Annotated in this window: 18 protein-coding genes; 9 read left to right on the plus strand and 9 right to left on the minus strand. The window is 45.3% G+C overall.

Annotated features, from left to right (window positions below; genetic code table 11):
- Window positions 1-22: 22 nt before the first annotated feature.
- The 3 genes from ITG12_RS24820 to ITG12_RS24830 all read right to left on the minus strand — a co-directional run bounded on the left by ITG12_RS24820 (window position 23) and on the right by ITG12_RS24830 (window position 3,061).
- Window positions 23-1,684, minus strand: coding sequence for a methyl-accepting chemotaxis protein (locus tag ITG12_RS24820; RefSeq protein ID WP_038880061.1), 1,662 nt, complete (start codon window positions 1,682-1,684; stop codon window positions 23-25).
- Between the two features lie 175 nt (window positions 1,685-1,859).
- Complete coding sequence (locus ITG12_RS24825; protein ID WP_038869868.1) at window positions 1,860-2,246, minus strand: DUF393 domain-containing protein; 387 nt, start codon at window positions 2,244-2,246, stop codon at window positions 1,860-1,862.
- Window positions 2,247-2,287: 41 nt separating this feature from the next.
- Complete coding sequence (locus tag ITG12_RS24830; RefSeq protein WP_248874401.1) at window positions 2,288-3,061, minus strand: DUF4344 domain-containing metallopeptidase; 774 nt, start codon at window positions 3,059-3,061, stop codon at window positions 2,288-2,290.
- 215 nt (window positions 3,062-3,276) lie between these two features.
- Here ITG12_RS24830 and ITG12_RS24835 point away from each other — a divergent pair, with 215 nt between their 5' ends.
- From ITG12_RS24835 to ITG12_RS24850, 4 genes are all read left to right on the plus strand, one after another.
- Window positions 3,277-3,909: a CatB-related O-acetyltransferase gene (locus ITG12_RS24835; protein ID WP_038880065.1), complete on the plus strand. Its 633-nt coding sequence runs from the start codon at window positions 3,277-3,279 to the stop codon at window positions 3,907-3,909.
- Between the two features lie 564 nt (window positions 3,910-4,473).
- On the plus strand, window positions 4,474-5,709 hold the full coding sequence (gene gltS / locus ITG12_RS24840) for a sodium/glutamate symporter (RefSeq protein ID WP_038869865.1): 1,236 nt from the start codon (window positions 4,474-4,476) through the stop codon (window positions 5,707-5,709).
- A gap of 285 nt (window positions 5,710-5,994) precedes the next feature.
- The gene (locus tag ITG12_RS24845; protein WP_095760348.1) at window positions 5,995-6,765 is read left to right on the plus strand and encodes an SDR family oxidoreductase; all 771 of its coding nucleotides are present in this window, start codon (window positions 5,995-5,997) and stop codon (window positions 6,763-6,765) included.
- 101 nt (window positions 6,766-6,866) lie between these two features.
- Window positions 6,867-7,412 (plus strand): OsmC family protein, encoded by a 546-nt coding sequence (locus ITG12_RS24850; RefSeq protein ID WP_248874403.1) that lies wholly within the window; start codon window positions 6,867-6,869, stop codon window positions 7,410-7,412.
- A gap of 95 nt (window positions 7,413-7,507) precedes the next feature.
- Here the strand turns inward: ITG12_RS24850 and ITG12_RS24855 are convergent, their stop codons facing one another.
- Window positions 7,508-8,035, minus strand: a complete 528-nt coding sequence (locus ITG12_RS24855) for an RNA methyltransferase (RefSeq protein ID WP_038880074.1) — start codon at window positions 8,033-8,035, stop codon at window positions 7,508-7,510.
- 195 nt (window positions 8,036-8,230) lie between these two features.
- On the minus strand, window positions 8,231-9,328 hold the full coding sequence (locus tag ITG12_RS24860) for an FAD-dependent oxidoreductase (RefSeq protein ID WP_038880077.1): 1,098 nt from the start codon (window positions 9,326-9,328) through the stop codon (window positions 8,231-8,233).
- A 135-nt stretch (window positions 9,329-9,463) separates the two neighbouring features.
- Here ITG12_RS24860 and ITG12_RS24865 point away from each other — a divergent pair, with 135 nt between their 5' ends.
- Window positions 9,464-10,033 (plus strand): TetR/AcrR family transcriptional regulator, encoded by a 570-nt coding sequence (locus ITG12_RS24865; protein WP_010644408.1) that lies wholly within the window; start codon window positions 9,464-9,466, stop codon window positions 10,031-10,033.
- A 75-nt stretch (window positions 10,034-10,108) separates the two neighbouring features.
- Window positions 10,109-11,470, plus strand: a complete 1,362-nt coding sequence (locus tag ITG12_RS24870) for a tetratricopeptide repeat protein (RefSeq protein WP_038880080.1) — start codon at window positions 10,109-10,111, stop codon at window positions 11,468-11,470.
- Window positions 11,471-11,566: 96 nt separating this feature from the next.
- Here ITG12_RS24870 and ITG12_RS24875 read toward each other — a convergent pair whose 3' ends face one another.
- From ITG12_RS24875 to ITG12_RS24885, 3 genes are read right to left on the minus strand one after another with little or no spacing between them, the layout of a single operon-like run.
- Window positions 11,567-12,397, minus strand: coding sequence for a membrane protein (locus ITG12_RS24875; protein ID WP_038880083.1), 831 nt, complete (start codon window positions 12,395-12,397; stop codon window positions 11,567-11,569).
- Entirely contained in the window at window positions 12,394-13,254 is an 861-nt protein-coding gene (locus ITG12_RS24880; protein WP_038880086.1) for an ABC transporter ATP-binding protein, read from the minus strand. The genes ITG12_RS24875 and ITG12_RS24880 overlap by 4 nt, the downstream gene beginning before the upstream one ends.
- A complete protein-coding gene (locus tag ITG12_RS24885; RefSeq protein ID WP_248874405.1) occupies window positions 13,251-13,622 on the minus strand; it encodes a GntR family transcriptional regulator in 372 nt (123 codons plus the stop codon). The genes ITG12_RS24880 and ITG12_RS24885 overlap by 4 nt, the downstream gene beginning before the upstream one ends.
- 447 nt (window positions 13,623-14,069) lie before the next feature.
- Between ITG12_RS24885 and gltS (ITG12_RS24890) the strand changes: the two genes are divergently transcribed.
- Complete coding sequence (gene gltS, locus ITG12_RS24890) at window positions 14,070-15,296, plus strand: sodium/glutamate symporter (RefSeq protein ID WP_005428834.1); 1,227 nt, start codon at window positions 14,070-14,072, stop codon at window positions 15,294-15,296.
- 244 nt (window positions 15,297-15,540) lie between these two features.
- Window positions 15,541-16,296: a hypothetical protein gene (locus tag ITG12_RS24895; protein ID WP_038880089.1), complete on the plus strand. Its 756-nt coding sequence runs from the start codon at window positions 15,541-15,543 to the stop codon at window positions 16,294-16,296.
- A gap of 51 nt (window positions 16,297-16,347) precedes the next feature.
- Here the strand turns inward: ITG12_RS24895 and ITG12_RS24900 are convergent, their stop codons facing one another.
- Window positions 16,348-17,124, minus strand: a complete 777-nt coding sequence (locus ITG12_RS24900) for a hypothetical protein (protein WP_038880092.1) — start codon at window positions 17,122-17,124, stop codon at window positions 16,348-16,350.
- 543 nt (window positions 17,125-17,667) lie between these two features.
- Between ITG12_RS24900 and ITG12_RS24905 the strand changes: the two genes are divergently transcribed.
- Window positions 17,668-18,477 carry an AraC family transcriptional regulator gene (locus tag ITG12_RS24905; RefSeq protein WP_038880097.1) on the plus strand — a complete coding sequence of 270 codons (810 nt, stop codon included), beginning with the start codon at window positions 17,668-17,670 and terminating at the stop codon, window positions 18,475-18,477.
- Window positions 18,478-18,798 lie beyond the last annotated feature (321 nt).

Consider the following 18,798-nt stretch of genomic DNA (forward strand, 5'->3'; position numbering starts at 1 on the left):
TGATGTAAGGGTGAGGAAAGCTTTAAACCGTAAAGCGACCGACCAAGTCGTACAGCTCGTTAGCTTTGTGGTTTAGGTTGCCACTGCCTGCGCGGTTTTGATTCGCAAGGTGCGCCGATTGGCTGCTTTGTTGAGAGATGACCTCGATGCGTTGTGAAATCTCTTGCCCAACTTGGCTTTGCTCTTCGGTTGCCGTTGCGATCAGGGTGTTCATGTCCATGATGTTAGCAATTGCGGCTTGGATTTCTTGCAGTGCGGCAGAGGCAGCTCGTGCTTCCTCAACCGTTGCTTCACCGCGCGCTTGGCTTGAACCCATGGCTTTCACTGCCGCATCCGAACCAGACTTCAACTGCTCAATCATTTGGTGAATTTCGCCTGTGCTGTCTTGAGTGCGACTCGCCAGTTTACGAACCTCATCGGCAACGACTGCGAAGCCGCGGCCTTGTTCGCCTGCACGGGCTGCTTCAATGGCTGCGTTCAGTGCCAATAGGTTGGTTTGCTCGGCGATGTCTTGAATCACTTCTAGCGAAGAAGAAATGTTTTGTACATCGCTTTCTAAGCGAGAAATCACCGTGCTGGCTTCCGACACCTCTAGCGCGAGCGCTTCGACGGAGTTCGCTGCGGAATCAACAATGTGTTTCGCTTGCTGTGAATTTTCATCGGCGTCTTTGGCGGATTGCGCCGCTTGGTTAGCGTTGCTGGAAATCTCGTGCGCCGTTGCTGTCATCTCGGTCATTGCCGCAGCGACCTGTTCGGTTTCTTCACGTTGACCTGAAGCCAACTCGTCCACTTGCGATGCTCGCTGTGACATGTCGTTGGTCTCTGAAACCACTTCTTGCCCGACATGGCTAACGCTCTTGATGATGCCTTGCAGGCTTTCAACGAAGATATTGAAGTTACGGCTCAACTGAGTGAACTCCGGCACGCTTGATTCTTCCATCCGCGCGGTTAAGTCTGCATCGCCTTGCGCGAAAGAGTGAATTGAAGCATCAAACTGCTCAATAGGCTTCATGATGCTGCGGTTAACAAACACCGCGAAGACCGCGACGATCGCAGCAATCGAGACACAGAACAGAGCAATTGCCGTCAGTGTGGTGTTGAGGGCCTGATGCGCTGCTTCTTCCATGTTTGCCACAATGGCGTCGATATCGTCAGTGTAGAAACCCGTTCCCAACATCAAATCCCATTCAGGAATAAAGACCGAGTAGCTCAGTTTCGGTAGCGCTTCGCTCTGACCGAGTTTCGGGAAATAATAAGTCGTGAACGCACCTGTTTTGGAATTTTTGATCAAATCCTGAATCAGGTAATTGCCTTTCTTGTCCTGCAAGTTATAGAAGTTCTCTCCGATGCCTTTGGTGTTTTTACCCACCACGACACGCACGCCTTTTGAATCGTAACCGAAGATGTAGCCGGATTGGCCAAACTCCAACTGTTTCAAGATAGGCAGTGCTTCTTCAAGCGAGGCATTTTGAGCGAGTAGTGGCTCGACGGCGGAGCGCGCCATTTGGACGTAGTTTTTGAGCTCGGCTTTTTTCATCTCCATCATTTGACTTCGAGTCTGCTCAATCTCGTGTTCGTTGTAGGCTGTGGTTTGTAGATAGGTGAACCACATCATGCCTACTGCCATGGTTAGAATTGGAATTATTGAAAGGATATATAGTCGTTTTCTGATCGTCAGATTCATAGAGACGTCCTTCTCTCGGCGCAGCGTTACAAGTGACAAGCTGAATAAGCTTGCCTGATAAAATTATTAATACTTATTGTTGTAATGCTTAGAGATTAACCGAGTTAATCAATCAGAAGTACTGGAAGTTTATAAATTTAGACTAAGGTCGTAGCATTTTTAAGCAGGATCACAATTAACGTGAACACGAACCGTTATTGCAGCGAGAAGTGCCCGTTAACCAGTAGGAGACGCGGTAACGGTTTTTGGCAAATTTGAGGTAAAGCCAATCCGCAACAGGTTTGACAGCGCGCCAACGCAGCGGTGCATACAACCAACCGCGACCGACCAGTTGCCATGCACGATGAGTCACGTCCAACCCAAGCAGCAGCTCACCCTTATCGTTGAGGGCGTGCAAAATGGTGTTGGCTTGCTCCGGATCGATCTGCGGATAAGCGACGAACGCCTCGCTGTAGATGTCGACGGTTTTGATTTGTTGCTTGGCATCGCGTTGTTTTAACGCCTTCATCTCTTTGGCGCACAAGGGACAAGTGCCATCGTAAAATACGGTCAGTTTGGTCATGATTGAGCTCATTATTGGCGGTTCTTATCCCTTTTACGCGATTATTTTTCTTTTAGTTCATTGTCTTGCAAGTAATGCAGCCAATTATCACGGATGTTGCCGTAATTGAATTGGCAGAACTCTTTACGATCGCGTAAGTAATCTTTTTCTACTTCATCTAATAAGGCTTTGTATTGCTCTGGATCGCTGCCGTAGACCAGACACAGGGTAGAGAAGTAACGCTGTAGATCGAAACTGTGCTCGTCAATGTATTCGCCAAAATCGTAGTAGTCCGGTCTGTCATCGGATTCGAATGCGAACATGTCCGCAGCACTGATCGCCACATTGGCACCTTCATCAACGTAATCAATCAACAAAATGTTAGCGAAGTTGTCGACCGCATCTTCTTCCTTGCCTAGTACCGGAATGTTTTGATCGGCAATGTAAGCGTGTCCGGCTTCGTGCAATAGCGTGTGCAGCAAAGTATCGAGCGCGCCCGTTTTCGGTGATTTACCGTAACGTTCTTGGTATTTGTTGTTGGTGAAGTAGTTGAATGATTCCAGATAGAAGGTGTAGGGAATATGGATGGTGTGGGTTTCTGGATCGTAAAGTGGACCGTCTTCGCCACCGTAGGTCAGTGTTAGTGGGTTATCAAACGGGAAGTAATTATCAGAAAGCTGGACAAAGATGTCGCTCACTTCACTGCTTTCAATCACTTGCGCAGCAAAGCGATCGTCGGCAGTTTCCGCTGGAAGGTATTCGATTTTAATGTTTTCGCTCGCAGACACTGTGGCAGCAAACAGCAGCAGAGAGGCAAAGGCAGAGTGACTTTTCATTTTCGGAATCTTGTTATTTGTTTGGTTTGCTTGAAAATTATACATGGTTTTTATAGGGTGCACGCTGAACTCTGCATGTTGAGGATACTTAGGTATATGAACAATCCATTATTACTGCAGCCCCGCATCCAATAGGCGTCGTTGACTGAGAACGCAGCAACAACGCCACGAGAAATCGTTCCGTGGCATACATTTACTCTATTGAGGTAATTGCCATGAAAAAACATTGGTCCAAATTTCAGTACCTGCACCAAGTGGTGCAAAACCAAAACATCCACATCAAAGGCACCCACAGTTATTACAGCGATTGTTGGGATAACGGCTTTGAAGATTCGGTCGTGCGTTATCTGCATGGCGATGAAATCAGTAAAGCGTGGCAGCCGAGGTGGGAAGTCGATCAACTCTACATCGGTGATTACGTTTGTATCGCGGCTGAAGTGGTGATTTTGATGGGCGGCAACCACAATCACAGGACTGACTGGTTCTGTCTGTATCCGTTCCTTGATGACATTGAGCAATCTTACCAAGGCAAAGGCGATACCGTGATTGGTGACGCGGCTTGGATTGGTATGCGCGCGATGATCATGCCTGGTGTCAAAATTGGGGAAGGCGCAGTGATTGCCGCAAACAGCGTCGTGACTAAAGATGTTCCACCGTACACCGTGGTGGCAGGATCTCCGGCAAAGCCTGTTAAGCTTCGCTTTGAGCAAGACACCATCGATAAGCTGCTCGCGCTGCAAATCTACACGTGGGATGAAGATAAGTTTGAGGCGCTTCGCTCTTTCGTCTGCAACAATGATATAGAACAGTTAATCATTGCAGAAGAAAAGTATAAAAGTGGCGAATAGCACTGAAATGAGGAAAATTTTCAGCGATATGTTATAATCTCGCTCCGTTGTAACGAGAACACTTGTTGCAAGCTTGAGAATTTCCTTGGATTCGGCTCGTTTTAATCATCATGAGTCAGAGTTATTGAACTACGATAGGATACAAGCAAACCCAGATGTTAGAGCGCCACCACGGCGCTCTATTCGTTATAACGGGAAGGAACTTTGCCCAATAGTGAGGATGACTTTCTGTTTAAGTAAGGGAGCCCGATAGCGGTTCAGAAAGTCTCTCTCGGACAATACTCACAACACTATATGTCCATCCACATCAAGCAGTCATTTTTGCTTGGAATGTGAACCGGATAAGAAGGAGCTTAATCGGCTCCTTTTACATTTTAGGGCTTGCGAATAGCGCATAAATCAGAACATCGCTTAACGACCGTCCCTTAAACTAGCCTAAGGCGCATTTAACACAACCTTTTGAGTATTTTCGAAAAAATATAGCGAGAAAATTTGCTATTGAGCGAAGGTTAAACTAACACTCAATCATTACGGAGGATGAAGAGAACAATAATAAGAGGCGATATGAATCATTTGATATCTGTAGGTGCACTGGAGTCCTTTTTGGTTGCGATCAGTGTGCTTTTTTTGGGGCATTTCATTAATGCTAAGCTACCGATCTTAAAGAAATTCAACATACCTGAGCCGATTGTAGGGGGCTTGATAGTCGCCTGCGCCATTACTGCTCTTCATTTCAACGGTATCGATCTGGAATTCGATTTGCCGTTGCAGAACACATTTATGCTGATGTTCTTTGCTACTGTTGGTTTAGCAGCAAACTACACTCAGTTGATGAAAGGGGGCGCGAAGGTCTTTATCTTCTTAGCGGTCGCGTCGTTCTACATCATCATACAAAACGGTGTCGGTGTTTCATTAGCGGCGGCATTGGGTTTAGATCCGCTGATGGGGCTTATCGCAGGTTCGATTACTCTTTCAGGTGGCCACGGCACAGGTGCGGCATGGTCACAAACGTTCCAAGACGTGTATGGATTAAATAACGTGTTGGAAATCGCGATGGCGTCAGCAACATTCGGTTTGATCATCGGTGGTATCATCGGTAGTCCGGTTGCTCAGCGATTGATCGAAAAGAACAAGATCGAATCTGAGTATGGTCCTGGGGGCAGAGATGCCAAAACCCACGAAAAATTCCCAGAATTGGTGACGTACAACGAATACGAAGAAGACAAAGTAACCGCGAAAAAAGTGGTTGAGAAATTGTTCTTCCTATTGATCTGTGTGACAGGCGCTAAGTACGTAGAGCAATGGGTGAGCACTTACGATATTCAATGGCTGATGATTCCAGACTTCGTCTACGCATTGTTCATTGGTGTGATCATCACTAACTTCTTGGAAGTAACTAAAGTCCGTAAGTTAGATACAGAAACGGTCGATATGCTAGGTACGGTATCGTTGTCTCTGTTCTTGGCAATGGCATTGATGAGCCTGAAACTGTGGAACATTTTCGACCTAGCGATCCCATTCTTGGTGATTCTGGGCGTGCAATCGGTGATTCTGGCTATCTTTACCTACTACGTAACGTTCAAGGTGATGGGTAGTAACTATGATGCAGCGGTTATCTCTGGTGGTCACTGTGGTTTTGGTTTGGGGGCAACCCCAACAGCGGTAATGAACATGGGTTCTATCGTTAACCGCTTTGGTCCGTCGCCACAAGCTTTCATGGTTGTACCGATTGTTGGTGCCTTCTTCATCGACATCGTTAACTTGATCATTCTGCAAGGCTACATTTCGTTCCTTGGCTAGATTGATAAAAAATACTTATAGAGGCCACAGTTTATCTGTGGCCTTTTTTTGTATTTATTGATGATGTGAACGGGTAGAATAAAAAATATTCTAAATAAATGTATGAATAATAAGGAAATAACCAAATATACCTATTGGTAGGTAGATAAAGTTGTTGACGTGAAAATAATATGATCTTAGAGTAACAACCACTGACGAGGAGCTGGTTCCCAAACCACCTCCTTTTTTAATAAAAACACTGCCTACTTACTAGTAGGTAGTCTAATAAAGGACAGGAAACGTATTATGTTCAACACATCTTCAATTGCACTTATCGTAGGCGGCTCATCAGGTATGGGTAAAGCGACAGCGGAGCGACTTCTTAAAGCTGGTGTACCCGTCATGATTCTTTCGCACGATAAAAACAATCTTGCTGAAGCAAAGCAGGATTTAGAAAGTGTGACCAAAGGCCTAGTAGAAACCGCTCAAGTTGATCTGTATGACCCAAGTGCAGTGAAAAGCTTCATCGAACAATTGAATGCTGAAAAACGTCATATTGGTTACTTGGTTAATGCTGCTGGCTTCTTCAAACCGGTTGATTTCCTTGACCACTCAGAGCGTGATTACGACCTACAACTAGACATGAACCGCGCGTTTTTCTTCATCACTCAGGCTGTGGCGAAAAACATGAAAGAGCACGGTGGCGGTGCGATCGTAAATATCGGTTCTATGTGGGCTCACCAAGCAATTAAAGCAACGCCATCATCAGCGTACTCAATGCAAAAAGCGGGTCTTCATGCTCTGACGAAAAACCTAGCAATTGAACTTGGTGATCACGGCGTACGCGTAAATGCTGTAGCACCAGCTGTTGTGATGTCGACGATTTACAAGTCATTTATCGCGGAAGAAGAAATCGAATCAGCACTACAAGGCTTCAATGATTTCCACCCGATTGGCCGTATCGGTTCAACAGAAGATGTGGCGGACGCGATTGAGTACTTACTGTCAGACAAATCATCTTGGGTGACTGGCACTGTGCTTAACGTCGACGGCGGCGTAATGGCTGGCCGTAATTAACCTCACTAAACGTGCGAATTGGGGCCTTTCACTCGATCCCTAAAGGCCCCAATTAAAAATTCAGTAGTAAACACGACATCAAATAATAACAAGGACATATCATGGATAACTCACCACTAAACGGCATTAAACTCGATGACCTAGCGGTTTACACTCAAGTGATCACTGAAGACGCAACGCAGGCGATCTCTGAATACGGCATTGTTGCTGAATGGAAAGGCGGCGTTCACAGTGAAATCCGTACTTTGAATCAAAAGGTTGGCGGAAAAGAAATCGTAAAAGACTTCAGCTTTGAAGTTGGTGAGCCAGAAGAGCTATTGGGCAACAATGCATACCCAACACCTCAAGATTACCTATTGGGCGGCATGGCTGGTTGCATGATGGTGGGTTTTGTTGCGGGCGTAAGTGCTCGTGGTATCAAGCTAGATGCTGTGAAGTTAACCATCAAGGGCGCTCTGGATTTACGTGGCTTCCTAAATGTGAGTGAAGAAGCGCCAGTTGGCTTTGATGAAATCCAATTTCAATTTGAAGTAAAAGGTGAGGGGACTCAGGCTGATTATGACGAAGTCATTGCGAGCGTACAGCAGTTCTCTCCAAACTATCGCACCATTAGCGATGCGGTCAAAGTTTCAGCCATCGTTGCATAACTAAAATATTAATCAAAATCACGCACACTTTTTCACTGCTTTGAGCCTATATTTCGATATAGGCTCTTTTTTTATTAAGCAGTACCGAGTACAAATTATTGCGCTGATACGCAGTCTTTGACCTTCAATCGATTTTTGTTGTCTCGGTTGGTAATCACTTGTTGATGGTCGTCAATCGTGCCCAGATTTTTAGCCAAACGATCATACAAGACAACATTGACCGTTGCCGCCAAGTTCATGCAGCCATTGGTGGGAACATACACTACGTGGTCAGCCTTATCGACAACCTCTTGCGGCAGTGAGCCATCTTCTGGGCCAAAAATATACACCGCGTTTTCTGGGTGAGTAAAAAGAGGCAACGCCGTAGCGCCAACTGCCAACTCAACACACACCACTTTCACGTCTTCAGCAAGGTGAGCGGTGAGATCGTCCATTTCGATCAAATTGATACGTTCGTGCATGTTCTTCGTGTCGGTTCGGAATTTTACCGCACGATTATAGCGAGTACCGTTATAACGAACTTGTGTGGCGTCATAACAACCTGCTGCGCGCATTACCGCTCCCACATTGGTTGGATCTTTCGGGTTATACAGTCCAAGAATGACCGTTGACTGTGCTGTCATTGCTGTTGTTCTACTTAATGGTTTCAAGATAAGAGCTTGATGCTCGTTGATCGTGGGATTATGGACTTAACCCGCCAGAAGTACTATCACAATATTTTTTAGAAGTAGAAGTAGAAGTAGAAGTAGAAGCAGAACTAAGGGACGAGTGGGTTACGGGGAGCAACAACCTCCCCATAAATGAATGGATAGAGCAATTTAACGAGCGGCAAGCTTTTCAATAACACTCTCTGCTGCTTCTAACGCGCCCTCAATAAATCCACCGAACTCTTGTGCTGATTCCGTTCCCGCAAAGTACATGCCCTGTTGGCTTAATTGCTCCAGTGATGCGTTGAGCCCATAACGCGGGTGATGAGTTGGCATGGTGTGATCCTTTTCAACCGCCGTGTATGCCTCTTTCGACCAGTCGAGCAGCTTTACTTCAGTGACGTTATACGCCTCGGGGCCAAAGAGTCTCGCTAGTTGCTCAACTGCCATGGTTTTCAATTCGGTGGCGCCTAGCTGTGCGCGAGCTTGAGCATCGTAACCGATAAAACCGAACAGGGCGGCATGGCCATTTTCAGCACTGGCGTCATGAATTTCCACCAATGGACCAACTTGGCTGTTTGCGTAACCAGACAATCCGTTTTCACGCCAGAAAGGTCGGTCATAAATGGCGAAGAATTTCGCGTGAGCGGCCATCCATGTGGGCGTTTTGTCCAGCGCATTTAACGCCGTTTCTGGAAGGGTTGGCGTAAAGCGGATGTTATTAGCAATCAAACGATGAGGGAGCGCAAAGATGATGTTCTCACTCTCTAAAGTCAGCAGCTCTGCTTGGTGGATGACATCGACGCTATAACCTTGAGCTTCATTATGGCTTACTGCGTGCACTTGATGCTCATATTTGATGTTTTCTGGGTTGAGTAACTTTGCTACTCCTGCTACCAATTGCGCCATGCCACCCGATACTCTCATGGATTGAGGAGAAGAAAAGAATTGATTCGATACTTGACGAATACCAGCCTGCCCGGCTTGTTCGATTAACATATCGCCAGTTTCATACTGTTCTACGATCGGAAGCGATAAGTTGTCGACAAGCCTCATGACGCGATGATTCATCTTGGGCCAAAACCAAGATGGGCCGAGGTCAAATTGGTCGTGTTGACTGTTTGCTGCCAAGCTCGCAGAAGAAAGAATTCGACCGCCGAGTCTGCTTCTCGCCTCAAGTAGCAAGTAGTTATGCCCCACTTTTTCTAGGTACGCTGCGGTGTAGAGACCGCTCAAACCGCCTCCGATAATAATAAAATCGTATTTCATTGTTTGCCTTTAATGTTAATTATCTACTGGTAGGTAGGTTAAGTCTTTTTTGAAAAAGAAACAATACCTACCAGTAGGTAGACAGGTTTGTGAGGGCATGCTATCTTTTGCAAAAATGTTTAAGGTGGAAGCCACATGAAAGAACTTAGCCCGACGGCTGCAAAGATTGCCGACCTTGCTGAAAGCTACATACAAAGCCGAGGTTTTAATGGTTTTAGCTTTCGCGACATCCAAAATGAGCTGGGTATTAAGACCGCGAGTATTCATTACCATTTTAAAACCAAGCAAGACTTGGCTGAAGCGGTGTTTGAACGCTATCTCGCAAACTACGAAGCGGCGTTAATTCAGATCGAGAGCCAACCAAGCAGTGCTGAGGAAAAAATTGAAGCGCTGGCTGATATTTTTATTGGCGTACGCGAGCAAGATAAGTTGTGTTTGTGTGGTATGTACGCTTCTGACTTTTACTCTTTGGCAGATGGCCTAGAAGGGCTGCTGTCGCGTTTTGTGCAAACGAATGAGCAATGGCTACAAAAAATCATTGATCAGGGTGTAGAGAACGGAGAGTTCGACTTACGAGTGGAATCAGCCCAAGTTGCAAGGCTAATCTTTGTTGCGCTGGAAGGCAGTATGTTACTTTCTCAGTTTAAAGATGCCGATTACATTCGCAGCGTGAAGGCGAGTTGTCTCGCACTCCTTAAACGCTAATATTATTCATAATACTGCCCGCGATAAGTGCGGGTATTATTTTAAATTTAATGGCTATCTACTAGTAGGTATGTGATGGTTAAAGACAAAAGAACGCTAGAGATGAACGGCATTGATGCTGCAGGCGCAGAACAATTTGAACGGATTCTCGAAGATACGTTGACCTTTCTTCCCAGTGCAATGAGCGATCTCGATCAACTGCTACTGCTCTATCCGGACTTTATGATGGGATGGATTTTTAAGGCGTACAGCCATGCGAGTGATGGGCGTCGTTCTACTTTACCCATCGTGGCTAAAATGGTTACGCAGTTGGATCAGTTAGCGCAATCGGCCACCAAGCGTGAAGCGCTGCACATGCATGCGTTGAAACAATGGAGCCAAAGCAATCTGAAGGGGGCTCTGGATACATGGCAACATATTCTGAGTCTTTGGCCTTTGGATATCATTGCCTATCGCCAATTTACGGGGCAAACATTTTGGTTTGGCCAAAAGCAACGGGCACTGCACGTTTCTTTGCAAGTCTTACCTTATTGGGATGAGCTGACGTCAGGATATTGGATGTTTGCCGCCGCTCATGCCTTTGCACTCGAAGAGGCGGGGGAATATGAATTGGCAGAAGCGTTTGCGCGCCAGACGTTAGTGTTGAACCATCAAGACCTAATTGCCAAGCATACGATGGCTCATATTTTTGAGATGCAAGGCGAGGCGAAAGAGGGCATCGAGTTCTTACAAGGTCATGCGAATACGTTTTCAAATCACAATGCGTTTCGCGGCCATCTTTGGTGGCACCTAGCGTTGTTCCATCTTGAGCAAGGCAATATTGATGGCGCCTTGGTTTTGTTTGATCAGTACATCTACCCTGCAGAGTCTTCGATATACCTTGATATCCAAAACGCAGCTTCGTTATTGGCTCGCTTGGAGTTCATGGGAGCTGATGTTGGAGAACGTTGGCATCGATTGAGTGCCGGAGCACTAGAGATTTCTGCCGACAGCACTATCATGTTTACTGAAATTCACAATGCCATGGTGTTAGCGAAAACCGATCATCATGACCAGTTAGATGCCAATATAACGCAAATTATCAGTTCGCCACTACAAACTCAGGAAGTGGAGTTTATGACAGGCAGCAAGTTGATGCAGGCCATCAAGGCGTACCACAGTTCGAACTACCGTCATTGCATTGAGTTGATTAACCAGGTGAGAGATGTGCACAGCAAGCTGGGGGGAAGTCACGCGCAGCAAGACGTCATTTCACAATACCTGCTGATGGCCCATGCGCATATACAACAGTGGGACCAAGTGGCGTGTCTGTTGAAAAATCGCTATATCGCAAGAGCACAAGCGCTGCCAGCAGAACAGATAAAGCGAAAGTTGGCTCAGTTCGATGAAGTGAAAAACATCGACGCTCTGCTGCCTAGTTTAGTCAAAGTGGTTTAGCACAAATGCTGCTTGGGCGCGGAAATAAAATGGGCGCGGAAATAAAAAAGCGAGGACAGTACCTCGCTTTTGATGGGTTTGTTTTGCCCGTGTTTGCTAGTTCACGGTGCGGCTGAACTTGATGCTAGCCGTCCAAGCAAGCACACCGATGAAAGCGTAAATCCCAACGTTCATCCAACCTGCATCTGGAATCGCGCTGAACGGGTTTGGCGCAAGAATCGCGTGCAGTGGTAGATAGAAAATTGCTGAGAAGAAGTCATCCAGACCATAGTAGTTGAACATCGCAATTGGCATCCAACGTAGCGCGTAAATACCAATCAAGATCACCAACAGTGGTGAGTTCACTTTCTGTGAGATTGCCATTGCGGTTAGTGCGAGCGGTAATAACAACACGCCAGCTACCACCATTCGAAGCAAGAATTCAATCCAGTTCAGCAGCACGAAGCCCAATGATGCCTGGCGATACAATAACGCCAGCTGGTGGTCGGTTGAAACATTCAACATCCACAGCATAAAGTCGGCAGCGAAAACCAATACCGAGCACACCAATGGAATAACCAATAAACCAAACGCCAGCTTCACCAGATGGGTTTTTACGTCACTGACAGGCATACTGCGCCAAAACATGATACTGCCCTCTGAGCGCTCTTTACGCAGCGTTCTTGGGAAGTATTGAGTGCCAAGCAGTATAGACAACAAACCAATGCCACCGGTGATCAGCATGTTGACGTCATCGCCGAGTTCTTTGTGGATGTCACTGACATCACCGCCAAAGCTCATTTGGAAGAACATATTGTGTTGCAGTGTCGAGCTACTCATCAAGCTGACAAACAGCAGCACGCCACAGGCAAACATAAATAATGGCACGCGCGTAGCCAATGGGTTCTCTAGCCATTCTTTACGCAACATCGCGACAATCGATTTCATTGTGTTGCCTCCTTCTGCAATGCCAAGAACAGATCCGCAAGCTTGACGCCATACACATTACCCAGACCTGCAACTTGCTCTGCGTATTGGGAAGACAGCAACCATTTAGTTGTACCTAAGCCCTTTTGCGATGACAGTGGTTTCAGCGCTTCGATTTGTGCACGATGCTCATCACTGGCATCGAGAATGAAGTAATCTTCGCTGATGCTGTCCATTGAGGTTTGCAGAACAGGTCGACCGTGTTTAAGGATCAGCACGTCCGTCAGTAGGTGTTCAATTTCCGATACTTCATGGCTCGCTATGATCAGCACACGCTCGCCATCGTGGAACCATTCCAGCAGATGACGGTAGAAGGTATCGCGATAAACCAAATCCAAACCAAGCGTTGGCTCGTCTAGAATCAGAATCTGCGTATTGGTCGCGATGACGACTGCCAAGTGCAATTGTACCTTCATGCCCTTCGATAGGGATTTGATGCGTGCACGCGGCTTGATGTCGGTTTGACGAAGCATGCTATCGGCTTTGCTGCGATTAAAACCTGGGTGTACGCCCTCGGTGTAATCGAGCAGCTGAGCAACCGTCATCCAGTTTGGCAACACGTTCACATCCGAGATGTAAGACAAGCTCTGCATGATTTTGTTGCGTTGCATGATTGGCTCAAAGCCGTTGATGCGAATGGTGCCCTGATATTCGTGTGCACCAAGTAGGGCGTTAATGAGAGTCGATTTACCCGCACCGTTATGACCTAGCAAACCAAGCACCTGACCCGCTTGTAGATCAAAGCTCACGTCATGCAGCGCTTCACCCTGCTGACGATATTGCTTGGAGACGTGTTTTACACTGACTAATGCGCTCATTGGTCACCTTCAATATGTGTTTGGATTTGTTGGATAAATTCATCAAGAGACATATCCAGACGTTGTAGTGTGTCGGCGATCTGCGGAATTTGTTGTTCAAGGAAACGGGCTTTTTCATCAGCAAGCAGCTGTTTTTTTGCACCTTGGGCGACAAACATGCCTTGCCCACGTTTCTTCTCAATCAATCCTTCATCAACCAATAACTGATAGCCCTTCATGACCGTCAGGTGATTAATCTTCATATCCGCAGAGACACTGCGTACCGAAGGCAAAGCTTCGGCCTCTTGCCAGATGCCTTGCAAAATTTGCTGGGTGATCTGGTCAGCCAACTGACGGAAAATCGGTTGGCGATCATGCCAATGCGTCATGATTGGTTTCCTTGGCTGAATTGGTGTTATATATATGTATAACACCTTGGCGATGGGATAGAAAGCGCCAATCTTCTTGCGCTGTTTTCTCAATCACTTTTGTCGATGAAAATTCGACAAAGTTTGCACCAGACTTTCACGCAAAATTTGCACGCAATCGCATACGTTTTTGCCTTCAAAAACTGGTAAAAAATTGTTCACTTCTCATAAGTTGAGAAGATCCAAAAAAACGAGAAAATTGCGCCAAAAAACTTGGTGAAAAAGTATGTTTTTTCATTGAATGAGAATTAGGTAAATATCCGAGCTATTGCTTTCTTATTTAATGAGAATTTGGTGGGTTTGGACCCTAGAAAACCACACGTTCAGTAGGCACTCTGACCTGCCTAAATACCGCTCAACCTGCGAGTTGTTACTCAAAGGATGAGAAAAAGGAGGCAAAGAGGTTTTATGAATCAGGTCATTTCTGTCGGTCCACAAGAGTCGTTTCTCGTCGCTATTTGTGTGTTGTTCTTGGGACAATTCGTTAACGCTAAATTACCGATCTTAAAGAAATTTAATATTCCCGAGCCAATCGTGGGTGGTTTGATTGTCGCATGTGCGATCACCGCGATGCATTTCAATGGCGTGGATTTAGTTTTCGATTTACCGCTGCAAAACACTTTCATGTTGATGTTCTTCGCCACCGTTGGCTTGGCTGCAAATTACACCCAGTTGATTAAAGGCGGCGCTAAGGTGTTTATCTTCTTAGCCGTGGCATCGGTGTACATTCTTATCCAAAACGCGGTCGGTGTCTCCTTGGCAACGGCGCTCGGCTTAGACCCGCTAATGGGCTTGATTGCAGGTTCGATTACGCTGTCTGGTGGTCACGGTACGGGCGCAGCATGGTCACAAACCTTCCAAGACATGTACGGCTTGCACAACGTACTAGAAGTGGCAATGGCATCCGCTACCTTTGGTTTGGTCATTGGTGGCATCATTGGCAGCCCAGTAGCACAACGCTTGATCGATAAACGTAACCTTGAATCTGAATATGGACGCACCAACCAGACTCACGAACGTTTCCCTGAATTGGTGACCTATAACGAGCACGAAGAAGACCGCGTGACGGCGAAGAAAGTGGTCGAGAGTTTATCGATCATTCTATTGTGTGTTACTGGTGCCGATTACTTAGAAGGTTGGGTGAGCAGCTTTGGTATCAAATGGCTGATGATTCCAGACTTCGTTTACGCGCTGTTTATCGGTGTGGTGATCACCAACATCATGGAAGTGACCAAAGTACGCAAAGTGGATGTCGAGACGGTCGATATTCTTGGTACGGTTTCGCTGTCTTTGTTCCTCGCGATGGCACTAATGAGCTTAAAACTATGGAACATCTTCGACTTAGCAATCCCGTTCCTCATTATTTTGGCGGTACAATCGGTGATTCTGGCAGTCTTCGCGTACTACGTGACGTTCCGCGTGATGGGCAGCAACTACGATGCAGCAGTCATCGCAAGCGGTCACTGTGGTTTTGGTCTGGGCGCAACCCCAACGGCAGTAATGAACATGGGCTCTATCGTTAACCGCTTCGGTCCATCACCACAAGCCTTTATGGTGGTGCCTATCGTTGGCGCGTTCTTTATCGACATCGTCAACCTAGTGATTCTGCAAGGCTGTATTTCTTTTATTAAGTAACAAGCCTTGCTCTACAAAACAAAAGCCAGTCCCGAGAGACTGGCTTTTTTGATCTGACGTACTTCTTCTCTTGAATGAGTTGTGGCGCAAGGCTTCTCTCCTTTAGATTCTCAAGCAAGTTACAGTGAAAAACCGTCAACTTCCGGTATGAGACCCAAATAAAAAACGAACGTGCTAGGGTGCAGAGTCACCATTAAGTTTGTTTGTTAAGGATATCAACCTCTTGTAGGTCTTTAGGAGATTTATGGGCCTCTTAAAACGTATTTTTGGACACTCGTGCGAGAACACGCATTACCAAGTCAACCGTGTCCAATCACACTATGTTTCTATACCTTGTGAAGCTTATTGTAAAACGACGGATGCTTGTCTGATTCACCTCTACAGGGATAAACATCAACGTTTGGCAGATCGCTTCATCAACCGTTCTACTTTTTATTACTCGGATCAGGAAGATCCCAATGAGCTTGTGACTTTATTGGACCTTGCTTGGCGTGGTTTATGCCCGAAGGCTAAAGTGCCAGCGGTGAGAAAGGCCATCTGTGAAAAGCAGCAGGAAGCACTTGAGAGCCTCCAAGGTATGGACAGCTACATCTTGCTGGTCGGTTCATGGTTGGGTGTGGAAGTCAGTAATTTCAAACGCAATGTGCAAACCAAGCATCAAGAAATGATAGAAGATTGCTTGTTGATATTTGGCGAGGAAGCGGAGGCGTTCCCTATTACGGAGGAATATGGCAGTGAGCTGTATTTTTATAAGTACCAACTGCTGCTAGACATTACGATTAGGGCAAATGAACTTAACGTAAAAAACGTCGTCGCTCGGTGTACTTTCCGCTGGTTTGACACGATATTAGCGGGCATTTTTCTGGGGAGTTTGGATCGAGAGGTGATTGAGGAAATCCTTGATATGCACAATTACCATCAGAACGTGCTTAATCAGATTTTTGAGCTGGCGGGAATCGGTTCACTAGAGCAATTTCTTTTAAACGTAAAGCTGGCGTAGATGCATGATAAGCGTATCAACCAAAGGTGTGGTGATACGCTTTCACAAGTTTTAGCCTTTTCGATGCAATTTCTCATAGGTTGCAAAGCTAAAAGCGCAAGCTGAGGAGATCAGATCTTGCTTTATGATGGTGACGGCATTGGCATCAGTGTTGGCGTAGTGCTTAGTAAAATGGACTTCTAGCGTACCCTTGTCTCGATACCCACTCATTACCGGCTTTATCGATATCTCTTGGTTGAGTCCTTCCGCTTCGTTGGGCTCGCCTAAGCTGAGTACTTTCCCCACATATAACCTTCTATCCGACAGTGTCAGCATGACCATTTTGTCCCCTTTTTCTAACGCAGACTTAAAGAGAAAGTCATCCAGTGAGCTGTCGGAAAAGACTCTCGCATTAAGCCGTTCTTTTGGGCTTAACGTCATGTAGCGAACGCAATATTTGATGTAGGCGAGTAGAGACCAGAACACAGGCACAAGCAACATCGAAAACGTAATCATGGTTACCCAGGTGAGATTGATTACCTCTTGATTGGTAAAGGCATCCAGTTCATAGAGTAGGTTCGATGTGAACTCATAAGGCGTCTGTGCAAATAATGCGTCAGGCAACCATTTTATCGGAGCGACATGTGTGATGGCTGTGAAAAAATACGCGTGGCGATTAACGATCAAGACTAAGCCTAAGGCGATAAACAAACACATCATGCCTAAGTTTGCGCTTTTTAAATACAGGTACTGCCCTTCATAACGGTGTACCTTGTATCGATAGAACGGATGGATATGACAAACCAAAAAACCACTTACCAAGATTGGTAAGATTAGCAACAAAAACAACTATTTCTCCTCAACGAGTAACCGAGCTCTTTCATAAGTATTGTTCGTCATTAGGTCTTGATGAACCTCTTTGGCAGATATAAACACGGTCCCCCTGCCAACGACTTTTAATGATGTGTAAGAATGATTGATCTTTCTTGAAAGGTGTCGCTCTTCCTTCGTTCCCCAAAGTCCGAAAGTAAAAAATCGAATAATTCGCTCCATAATTCCTTCGATAAATGTGGTATGTCATCAGATGATTTAAAAAATATAAACAGAAACCCAGATAGTGTACCAACCTAGCTGTGTTATATCGAATAAGCGAATAACTAAGTGGTTGTTATTATAAGTTATTAAATAACAAGGGCAGGATTTTCTGTCTGTTTTCTATAATAAACAGCCGCTTATCATGTTAACTGCATTTTTTTACCAGAAAATACACCAATAAATACGAAATGTAGAAATACCATCATATTATTTTGAAAATATCTCATTGATTATGGCTCACGATGTTTTCAGTAGGAGGAGTGATACTCTCAGAAAAAAGCATCAGGTTATTCGCATATGTTTTTCCATCAAGTTCAATCAAAGAAAGTCACATTGAAGCCCTACCGTTCGAAAAGGAGCTTACTCGTTCGGATCTCCAATTACCAAGGGTTCATCGCCATCAACGGAAACGAAGTGCCATTGTTTAACAATAGCTTACTGGTTATCCCAGAAGGGGCGATGGTGGAGTGCGATCTGCTTAGGCAGGGGGATGAGAACTCATTTGAGGTCGTGACTCTCAACAAGACTGACATCAAAAAGATGAAGGTGAAGCTCGAAAAGCTTAATGACCTCATCTTAAACAAAAACAAGAATGAGTCATTTATTCTGTATAAGAGTAAAGAACTGTGCGAAATTTTTTACTCAAATAGACAACTTAATAATTGCCAAAAGCTGAAAAGCATTAAAAATATCGCATTGAAGCAGAGTATCTTTCACTTGGTATTACTGCTGTATAAAAAAGGTGTGGATGTCAGCATATTGTTTAACAGTGATTATCACATATCGTTGTCTTCTCGTTTAGCCAAGCTGTTTATGTCTGAACCAACGAAGAAGTGGACGTTAGACTTGGCGGCGAGTTGTATGTTTACCAGCCCTTCTACGTTACGTAGAAACCTCTCTAAGGAAGGAGGAGCCTTCTCGCACATTCTCAATGATGTAAGGTTAGGTATCTCCATCAACTACTTAACGTTCACTTCATACAACGTTTTAAAAATCAGTGAACTCAGTGGTTTCAATAGCTCGGCGTACTTTTGTACGATCTTTAAGAAGAAGTATGGTGTAACGCCTCAGGAGTTCAGAAAAAACTCCAAAGAAAACAATGTCTAAAGATGATGGTTATATGGTAGCTCAGCGTTAGTTTGAGAACTGAGACCTAAAAAAGTAGATGGCATGGGTTAGTAAATCTTTATCCATGGAAGATAGAGTATCGTCATTTTTCTTGAGCAGAATGTCGAGTGAATTGATGAGTCCATTGCTCATGATGGAGCTTAATGGCAAACAAAACTTCGAGAGATATAAATCAGTGGTGGTTTTGTATAACTTGACATAAACCGTTGTTAAACATGATGTAATTTTAATTTTTTCACTGCAATTGCTCAAGGGGGATGAAAAGTCTGTGTTTATATAGCAGTTACTCGACATCGAATA

It is taken from the genome of Vibrio sp. ED002 (genome assembly GCF_023277445.1).
Classification (GTDB): Bacteria; Pseudomonadota; Gammaproteobacteria; order Enterobacterales; family Vibrionaceae; genus Vibrio; species Vibrio jasicida.

Bases quoted from the DNA above. Each gene is read 5' to 3' on its own strand.
- ITG12_RS24820 (WP_038880061.1), bottom strand. From the start codon at position 1,684: ATGAATCTGACGATCAGAAAACGACTATATATCCTTTCAATAATTCCA.
- ITG12_RS24825 (WP_038869868.1), bottom strand. From the start codon at position 2,246: ATGACCAAACTGACCGTATTTTACGATGGCACTTGTCCCTTGTGCGCC.
- ITG12_RS24830 (WP_248874401.1), bottom strand. From the start codon at position 3,061: ATGAAAAGTCACTCTGCCTTTGCCTCTCTGCTGCTGTTTGCTGCCACA.
- ITG12_RS24835 (WP_038880065.1), top strand. From the start codon at position 3,277: ATGAAAAAACATTGGTCCAAATTTCAGTACCTGCACCAAGTGGTGCAA.
- gltS (WP_038869865.1), top strand. From the start codon at position 4,474: ATGAATCATTTGATATCTGTAGGTGCACTGGAGTCCTTTTTGGTTGCG.
- ITG12_RS24845 (WP_095760348.1), top strand. From the start codon at position 5,995: ATGTTCAACACATCTTCAATTGCACTTATCGTAGGCGGCTCATCAGGT.
- ITG12_RS24850 (WP_248874403.1), top strand. From the start codon at position 6,867: ATGGATAACTCACCACTAAACGGCATTAAACTCGATGACCTAGCGGTT.
- ITG12_RS24855 (WP_038880074.1), bottom strand. From the start codon at position 8,035: ATGACAGCACAGTCAACGGTCATTCTTGGACTGTATAACCCGAAAGAT.
- ITG12_RS24860 (WP_038880077.1), bottom strand. From the start codon at position 9,328: ATGAAATACGATTTTATTATTATCGGAGGCGGTTTGAGCGGTCTCTAC.
- ITG12_RS24865 (WP_010644408.1), top strand. From the start codon at position 9,464: ATGAAAGAACTTAGCCCGACGGCTGCAAAGATTGCCGACCTTGCTGAA.
- ITG12_RS24870 (WP_038880080.1), top strand. From the start codon at position 10,109: ATGGTTAAAGACAAAAGAACGCTAGAGATGAACGGCATTGATGCTGCA.
- ITG12_RS24875 (WP_038880083.1), bottom strand. From the start codon at position 12,397: ATGAAATCGATTGTCGCGATGTTGCGTAAAGAATGGCTAGAGAACCCA.
- ITG12_RS24880 (WP_038880086.1), bottom strand. From the start codon at position 13,254: ATGAGCGCATTAGTCAGTGTAAAACACGTCTCCAAGCAATATCGTCAG.
- ITG12_RS24885 (WP_248874405.1), bottom strand. From the start codon at position 13,622: ATGACGCATTGGCATGATCGCCAACCGATTTTCCGTCAGTTGGCTGAC.
- gltS (WP_005428834.1), top strand. From the start codon at position 14,070: ATGAATCAGGTCATTTCTGTCGGTCCACAAGAGTCGTTTCTCGTCGCT.
- ITG12_RS24895 (WP_038880089.1), top strand. From the start codon at position 15,541: ATGGGCCTCTTAAAACGTATTTTTGGACACTCGTGCGAGAACACGCAT.
- ITG12_RS24905 (WP_038880097.1), top strand. From the start codon at position 17,668: ATGTTTTTCCATCAAGTTCAATCAAAGAAAGTCACATTGAAGCCCTAC.